6 protein-coding genes, 2 tRNA genes and 1 pseudogene are annotated in these 7485 nt (G+C 60.2%); all 9 read right to left on the bottom strand.

All coding sequences use genetic code 11. The features are described from left to right. On the bottom strand, positions 1-2292 hold a 2292-nt coding region (gene infB / locus HP547_RS25365), incomplete at its 3' end, for a translation initiation factor IF-2 (RefSeq protein ID WP_172288125.1). A 27-nt stretch (positions 2293-2319) separates the two neighbouring features. Beyond that, positions 2320-3801: a transcription termination factor NusA gene (nusA, locus tag HP547_RS25360; protein ID WP_016489167.1), complete on the bottom strand. Its 1482-nt coding sequence runs from the start codon at positions 3799-3801 to the stop codon at positions 2320-2322. Between the two features lie 59 nt (positions 3802-3860). Next, a complete protein-coding gene (rimP, locus tag HP547_RS25355; protein WP_172221631.1) occupies positions 3861-4319 on the bottom strand; it encodes a ribosome maturation factor RimP in 459 nt (152 codons plus the stop codon). A gap of 130 nt (positions 4320-4449) precedes the next feature. Further along, a tRNA-Met gene (locus tag HP547_RS25350) sits at positions 4450-4526 on the bottom strand. Between the two features lie 100 nt (positions 4527-4626). Beyond that, positions 4627-4712, bottom strand: a tRNA-Leu gene (locus tag HP547_RS25345). Between the two features lie 21 nt (positions 4713-4733). Next, positions 4734-5132: a preprotein translocase subunit SecG gene (gene secG / locus HP547_RS25340; protein WP_172221619.1), complete on the bottom strand. Its 399-nt coding sequence runs from the start codon at positions 5130-5132 to the stop codon at positions 4734-4736. 4 nt (positions 5133-5136) lie between these two features. Beyond that, positions 5137-5892 carry a triose-phosphate isomerase gene (gene tpiA, locus HP547_RS25335; RefSeq protein ID WP_172221622.1) on the bottom strand — a complete coding sequence of 252 codons (756 nt, stop codon included), beginning with the start codon at positions 5890-5892 and terminating at the stop codon, positions 5137-5139. A 65-nt stretch (positions 5893-5957) separates the two neighbouring features. After that, positions 5958-7298: a phosphoglucosamine mutase gene (gene glmM, locus HP547_RS25330; RefSeq protein ID WP_172221625.1), complete on the bottom strand. Its 1341-nt coding sequence runs from the start codon at positions 7296-7298 to the stop codon at positions 5958-5960. 16 nt (positions 7299-7314) lie between these two features. Next, positions 7315-7485: pseudogene (folP, locus tag HP547_RS25325) on the bottom strand (dihydropteroate synthase); the annotation flags it as partial.

Here is a 7485-nt window from a genome sequence, read left to right as displayed (position 1 = left end):
AGCGATGGCGCCGAACTTCGGCGAACGGAACACGTCACGCACTTCCGCGACACCCAGGATGTTCTCGCGAACATCGCTGCCCAGCATGCCGGTCAGGGCCTTCTTGACGTCTTCGATGATGTCGTAGATCACGTTGTAGTAACGCATATCCAGACCTTCCTGCTCGACGATCTTGCGCGCGCCGGCATCGGCACGCACGTTGAAGCCGAACAGTACTGCATTCGAAGCCAGCGCCAGGTTGGCGTCGCTCTCGGTGATACCACCAACGCCACCACCGATCACGCGCACCTGGACTTCATCGTTGCCCAGGCTGCCGAGCGAGCCGTTCAACGCTTCCAGGGAACCACGTACATCGGTCTTGAGGACGATGTTGAGGGTCTTCTTCTCTTCCTGACCCATGGTCTCGAAGATGTTTTCCAGCTTGCCGGCGTGAGCACGGGCCAGCTTGACCTCGCGGTATTTGCCTTGACGGAACAGGGCAACTTCACGGGCTTTCTTCTCGTCGGCAACCACGGACAGCTCGTCACCGGCTTCCGGGGTACCGTCCAGGCCGAGAATCTCGACCGGGATCGACGGGCCGGCTTCCTTCACAGGTTTGCCGTTCTCGTCGAGCATGGCACGTACGCGGCCATAGTTGGAGCCGCACAGGACCATGTCGCCCTGACGCAGGGTACCGTCCTGAACCAGGATGGTAGCCACCGGGCCACGGCCCTTGTCCAGGCGCGATTCGACGACGACACCACGACCAGGAGCGGTCGGAGTGGCGGTCAGCTCAAGCACTTCGGCCTGCAGCAGGACGGCTTCAAGCAGCTCGTCGACACCGGTACCCATCTTCGCCGAAACCTTGACGAACGGCGTGTCACCACCCCATTCCTCGGAGGTCACGCCTTCAACCGACAGTTCGTTACGGATGCGATCGAGGTCGGCACCCGGCTTGTCGATCTTGTTCACTGCTACAACCAGTGGGACGCCAGCTGCCTTGGCATGCTGTACGGCTTCACGGGTCTGCGGCATCACGCCGTCGTCCGCCGCCACCACCAGGATGACGATGTCGGTAGCCTTGGCACCACGGGCACGCATCTGGGTAAACGCAGCGTGACCTGGGGTATCGAGGAAGGTGACCATGCCGCGGTCGGTTTCCACGTGGTAGGCACCGATGTGCTGGGTGATACCACCGGCTTCGCCAGCGGCAACCTTGGCACGACGGATGTAGTCGAGCAGCGAGGTCTTGCCGTGGTCAACGTGACCCATGACGGTAACGACCGGGGCGCGCGACTCGGTCTGGCCTTCGAACTTCAGCGATTCGGCCAGGGAATCTTCCAGGGCGGTATCGCTGACCAGGGTGACCTTGTGACCCAGCTCTTCTGCGATCAGCTGAGCGGTTTCCTGGTCGAGCACCTGGTTGATGGTGACCGGAGTACCCATCTTGAACATGAACTTGACCACTTCGGCGCCCTTGACGGACATCTGGTTGGCCAGTTCGGAGACCGTGATGGTCTCGCCGATGGTCACGTCACGAATGACCGGACCAGTCGGGTTCTGGAAGCCGTGCTGGTTGCGCTTCTTCAGCTTGCCCTTGCCACCACGACCACGACGAGCGCCATCGCTCTCTTCGTCGGTGGTGCGCGGAGCGGCACGTGGAGTCGGCGCTTTTTCCTTCTCCTTGACCTTGACCTTGATCGACACACGCGGAGCCTCGCCGCGACGACGGTCGTCATCGCGAGTACGGCTTTCGTTGCGACGGGTCTCGTCCTTCTTGCGCTCGGCAGCACGGGCTGCAGCGTCTTCGGACGCCGGTGCGTCAGCGACTACCGGGGCCGGAGCCGCGGCTGCAGCTGGCTTGGCGGCGGCTGCCGGGGCAGCAGCAGGGGCTTCTGCTGCCTGCCGGCGAGCCTGCTCTTCGTTGCGCTGGCGAACGTCGGCGTCAACCTTGTCGCGAGCGGCGTTTTCAGCCGCGCGGCGCTCGTCCTGCTCTCGCTTCTGCTCAGCCTGGATTTCTTCCGGGCTGCGCTGCACGAATACTTTCTTCTTGCGTACTTCTACGCTGATGCTCTTGCTACCGGCGACACGCAGGGTGCTGGTGGTTTTGCGCTGCAAGGTAATCTTGCGCGGCTCTTCCGCCTTGCTCTTGTGGCTGCTCTTCAAATGAGTCAGCAGGGTCTGCTTCTCATTGTCGGTCACTACCTGACCGGCGTCGGTGTGCGGCAGACCTGCCTCACGCATCTGCTGCAGCAGGCGCTCTACCGGTGCCTCGACCTCTTGGGCCAGTTCTTTCACCGTGACTTGCGTCATGCACTTCTCTCCTCAGGCCGCGCCTAATTACTCGAACCAATGGGCTCGGGCGGCCATGATCAACTTGCCGGCACGCTCTTCGTCGATGCCGTCGATGTCGAGCAGATCGTCGATCGACTGCTCGGCCAGGTCTTCGCGGTTAACCACGCCGCGCACCGCCAGTTCAGCCGCCAGGTCCTTGTCCATGCCCTCAAGGGAGAGCAGGTCTTCGGCCGGGTGGGCGTCTGCCAGTTTTTCTTCGGTAGCGATGGCCTTGGTCAACAAACGGTCCTTGGCTCGAGCGCGGAGCTCATTGACGATATCTTCGTCAAAGCCATCGATGTTGAGCATTTCTTCCAACGGTACGTAGGCAATTTCTTCGAGGCTGGTGAAGCCTTCGTCGACCAGCACTTGGGCCAGCTCCTCGTCGACTTCCAGTTCATCAATGAAATTGCGCAGGATGTCACCGGTTTCGGCCTGCTGCTTGGCCTGGATGTCCTTCTCGGTCATCACGTTCAGGGTCCAGCCAGTCAACTGACTGGCCAGGCGAACGTTCTGACCGCCACGGCCAATGGCCTGGGCCAGGTTGTCTTCGGCGACGGCGATGTCCATGGCATGGGCATCTTCATCAACGATGATCGCCGCGACTTCAGCCGGCGACATGGCGTTGATGACGAACTGCGCCGGGTTATCGTCCCACAGGACGATATCCACACGCTCACCACCCAGCTCCCCGGATACGGCCTGGACGCGCGAACCACGCATGCCGATACAGGCACCTTGCGGGTCGATGCGCTTGTCCTTGGAGCGGACGGCGATCTTGGCTCGCGATCCCGGATCACGGGAGGCGGCCATGACTTCAATGAGGCCCTCGGCAATTTCCGGCACTTCAATGCGGAAAAGCTCGATCAGCATCTGTGGCGCAGTGCGCGACAGGATCAGCTGTGGACCACGGTTTTCCGTGCGAATTTCCTTGAGCAGTGCACGCAGGCGCACGCCGACCCGGAAGGTTTCACGCGGAATGATATCTTCGCGAGCCAGCAAGGCCTCGGCGTTGTTGCCCAGGTCAACGATGACGTTGTCGCGGGTAACCTTTTTGACGGTACCGGAGATGATCTCGCCTACGCGCTCGCGGTAGGCGTCGACCACCTGGGCGCGCTCGGCCTCACGGACCTTCTGCACGATGACCTGCTTGGCGGTCTGGGCGGCGATACGACCGAATTCGATGGACTCGATCTTCTCTTCGATCACGTCACCGATCTTGGCTTCCGGGTGAGTGTCCTTGATCTTGTCGAGCCAGGTCTCGATTGCCGGATCATCAAGATCGGCCTCGTCGACCACGGTCCAGCGACGGAAGGTCTCGTAGCTACCGGTGTGGCGGTTGATTTCCACACGCAGGTCGACTTCATCTTCAAAACGTTTTTTGGTTGCAGTGGCCAGGGCCACTTCCAGCGCTTCGAAAATGACGCCGGGCGGTACACCTTTTTCGTTGGATACCGATTCAACAACCAGCAGTACTTCTTTGCTCATCGTACGCCTCGCCTTGCGCAAGCCATTGGGCCCGGATAGTCCACCGGGCCCGGCACGTCTCAGTCAAAACTGGGAATAATATTGGCCTTGTCGATCGAGTCGATCGGTAACAGGAACTCCTGGTCGTCCACCTGGACCACCACATCCTGATCCTCCACACCGCGGAGAAGGCCCTGGAAGTTACGACGACCCTCGAAGGGTGAGCGCAGCTTGATCTTCACTTGTTCGCCGGCATGCGAGGCAAACTGTTCAAGCGTGAACAGCGGGCGTTCCATGCCAGGAGAAGAAACCTCTAGGGTATATTCAGAGCTGATCGGATCTTCCACATCAAGAACGCTGCTGACCTGGCGACTGACTTCTGCGCAGTCGTCCACCAGAATCCCGCCTTCCTTGTCGATGTAGACACGTAGTACCGAATGCTTGCCCTGGGAGACGAATTCAATCCCCCAGCATTCGAAGCCCAACCCCGTGACCACCGGGGCCAACAAGGCCTGCAACTGTTCTAGCTTGCTCGACACCTGAACCCCCTCGTGCATGCTGTGCAAATAAAAAATGGGCGAAGCGCCCATCCCTGAAAGCGCCGTTGGACAACGACGCCGAAAACTGTTCGGTTAGCAAAAAGCCCCTGAAAAGGGGCTCCGCTGAAGCTGGTTGCGGGGGCTGGATTTGAACCAACGACCTTCGGGTTATGAGCCCGACGAGCTACCAAGCTGCTCCACCCCGCGACAAAGCTGGGGCGAAAGTATAAGACCGAACCCCGTTGGGGGTCAAATCCAAACGATCACCTACAAGAAAGCCCGCTAAAGCGGGCTCTCAAGCTTTAATTGGTACCGAGAAGGGGACTCGAACCCCTACACCCTATGGGCACAACCACCTCAAGGTTGCGTGTCTACCAATTCCACCACCTCGGCAATACTACTACTTGAAACCCGTTACTTCTGCTCTTCTGCCGGAGGAGGTACATCACCAGTATTAGGGGTGACTTCACTCTTCTGCTGTTGGAGCACCGGTACATCATCATTAACTGCCGGCTTTTGCTGCTCTTTCACTTCTAGCACTGCTGGATCTGGAAGACCTGCTTGGCTAAGCTGGTGAGCTTGTTGCTTCGCGAAGTATCCTAACCCAAGTGCTGTCAAAAAGAAAGTGGCAGCGAGTATAGCAGTGAATTTACTTAGGAATGTTGCAGAGCCCTGACTCCCGAACACGGTGTTTGAGGCACCCGCGCCGAAAGATGCACCTGCTTCAGCACCTTTACCCTGTTGCAACAGAACCAGCACTACAAGCGACAGCGCTGCCAACAGATGAAAAACAACGATGACTGTTTCCAGCATTTGTTCAGTTTCCTGCGGCGCGACAAATTGCACCGAATTCGTCTGCGTTCAGGGACGCTCCACCAATGAGCCCCCCATCGATATCCGGCATGCCGAACAGTTCGGCCGCATTGGCCGCCTTCACGCTGCCGCCGTAGAGCAGCTGCACCTTCGCAGCCACTTCAGCATCTTCTGCCGCCAGCTGGCCGCGGATGGCGGCGTGCACATCCTGGGCCTGCTGTGGCGAGGCCGTAAGGCCCGTACCGATGGCCCATACAGGCTCATAGGCAATTACTGCATTGGCAAAAGCCTTAACACCGAAAGCTTCGATGATACTGCTTAGTTGACGCCCGACAACTTCTAGCGTCTTGCCCGCCTCGCGCTCTTCAAGGGTCTCCCCTATGCAAAGCACTGGCTTCAAACCTTTGGCCTGGGCCGCTGCAAACTTGCGATTGAGCACATCGTCGGTTTCGCCAATGATCTGGCGACGCTCCGAGTGACCCACCAACACCAACTTGCAACCTGCTTCAGCCAGCTGCTCCGGAGCAACTTCCCCGGTCAGCGCACCCTGTTCGGGTTGTACAGCAGAATTCTGTGCGCCGACAGTAATTTCTTTGCCTGCCAGGCCATCGATCACTTGATTGATGAACAAGGCGGGTGGAAATACCGCGACTTCCACTTCGCTCGGCAAGGCAAGATTGCTCAAGCCTTCGGTCAGCTCAGCGACGCTAGCGCGGGTACCGTGCATCTTCCAGTTACCAGCTACCATAGGGCGACGCATGCTTTACCTCGTCGGTCAAAGTGGGCGCAGATCTTACCCAACCAGATCTGCGCTGGCAAGCGCCTTCAGACACAAACTTCGCCGACCAGTTTGGCCAACGCTTCGGCGTGCGTGCGCACCTGGCTTTCGTCTTCGCCCTCGACCATGACCCGCACCAACGGCTCGGTCCCGGACTTGCGCAGCAGCACACGGCCACGACCGGCCAACGCTTCGGTCACCTTGGCACTGGCTTCCTTGACCGCCGGGTGCTCCAGCGGGTCGACCTTGCTCGCCCCAAAGCGCACGTTGATCAGTACCTGCGGGCACTTGCGCAGGGCCTGGCGGGCCTGTGCGAGGCTTTCACCACGACGCTTGAGCGCCATCAGCACCTGCAGCGCGGCAATGATCGCGTCACCGGTGGTGGTGTGGTTGCAGCACACCACGTGGCCGGAGTTTTCACCACCGACCAGCCACTCACGTTCCAGCAGCTCGGCCATCACGTACCGGTCGCCGACCTTGGCCCGCACGAACGGGATATCCAGGTCCTTCAGTGCAAGCTCCAGGCCCAGGTTGCTCATGAGCGTACCGACCACTCCGCCCTGCAGCTTGCCACGGCTGTGCAAGTCGCGAGCGATGATGAACAGCAGCTCGTCACCGTCGATGATCGCGCCAGTGTGGTCGACCATCAGCACGCGGTCGCCGTCGCCGTCGAAGGCGATACCGAGGTCGGCATGCCCCACCAGCACGGCCGCCTGCAGCGACTCGATATGGGTCGAGCCGCAGCCTTCGTTGATGTTCAGGCCGTCCGGCTGGGCGTGCAGCACGGTCACGTCGGCACCCAGCTCGCGGAATACGCTTGGCGCGACCTTGTAGGTGGCGCCGTGGGCGCAATCGACCACCAGCTTGAGGCCTTCGAAACTGGTGCTGCTCGGCACGCTGCTCTTGCAGAATTCGATGTAGCGGCCGGCGGCGTCATTGATGCGCGAAACCTTGCCCAGCTTGCCCGACTCGACAACGGTCATCGGCTGGTCGAGCAGCTCCTCGATCATCAGCTCGACTTCGTCCGGCAACTTGGTGCCCTGGCCCGAGAAGAACTTGATGCCGTTGTCATCATGCGGATTGTGCGAGGCACTGATGACGATACCGGCCTCTGCGTGGAAAGTGCGCGTCAGGTAGGCGATGGCCGGCGTCGGCATCGGTCCGAGCAGCAGCACATCGGCACCTGCTGCAGACAGGCCGGCCTCGAGCGCCGACTCGAACATGTAGCCGGAGATCCGCGTGTCCTTGCCCACCAGCACCCGGCAGTGGCCCGCCTTGCGGAAGGCCATGCCGGCCGCCCAGCCGAGCTTCAGCATGAAGTCCGGCGTGATCGGGTATACGCCGACGCGGCCACGAATGCCGTCGGTACCAAAATATTTTCTGCTCATAGGGACTCCAATGTTCTTATTCGGCGTTTTGCACCGCAGCAATCATGCGCACTACATCGACAGTTTCGGCCACGTCATGGACACGCAGGATGCTTGCCCCCTTGGTCACGGCCAACGCCGCCAGCGCCAGGCTGCCGTACAACCGCTCGCCGACCGGACGTTCCAGCGTCAGGCCGATCATGCTCTT

This window comes from Pseudomonas sp. CM27, from assembly GCF_013179515.1.
Lineage (GTDB): Bacteria > Pseudomonadota > Gammaproteobacteria > Pseudomonadales > Pseudomonadaceae > Aquipseudomonas.
Note: the sequence above shows the minus strand (reverse complement) of the source record. Positions and strands in the feature narration are given on the sequence as shown.

Bases quoted from the DNA above. Each gene is read 5' to 3' on its own strand.
- glmM (WP_172221625.1), bottom strand. From the start codon at position 7,298: ATGAGCAGAAAATATTTTGGTACCGACGGCATTCGTGGCCGCGTCGGC.
- nusA (WP_016489167.1), bottom strand. From the start codon at position 3,801: ATGAGCAAAGAAGTACTGCTGGTTGTTGAATCGGTATCCAACGAAAAA.
- tpiA (WP_172221622.1), bottom strand. From the start codon at position 5,892: ATGCGTCGCCCTATGGTAGCTGGTAACTGGAAGATGCACGGTACCCGC.
- secG (WP_172221619.1), bottom strand. From the start codon at position 5,132: ATGCTGGAAACAGTCATCGTTGTTTTTCATCTGTTGGCAGCGCTGTCG.